General features: G+C 52.0%; 1 pseudogene. It reads right to left on the bottom strand.

The window, feature by feature from the left end:
- Positions 1-216: pseudogene (locus AF337_RS44635) on the bottom strand (hypothetical protein); the annotation flags it as partial.
- Positions 217-279: the final 63 nt, after the last annotated feature.

Raw genomic sequence — 279 nt, 5'->3', positions numbered from 1 at the left:
TGCGATTTCCGGAGGACAACTTGGATGGCCGTACGCTATTCCCGTAACAATGCTTCCGAAGGCATGGTATGTGATCGGGCCATACTTTTCTGCGCGAGCGGCGAGACGTTCATTTTGAAAATAAAACCAGACGGTCAGCAAGCAAATCGTGTACATGTCAACGCCCAGGACGACGCGAATCCCCAGACTAATCTGATCATGACTTAAGCCGCCCATTGCATTGCCTCTCGCCGGTTAGTGCTACCATGCCGCGAGCAAGTTTAGTTTGCAAGCGACAGC

The organism is Rhizobium ecuadorense, assembly GCF_001187535.1.
Taxonomy (GTDB): Bacteria; Pseudomonadota; Alphaproteobacteria; order Rhizobiales; family Rhizobiaceae; genus Rhizobium; species Rhizobium ecuadorense.
The sequence above is the reverse complement of the archived record's forward strand: the minus strand, read 5'-3'. Positions and strand labels throughout refer to the sequence as shown.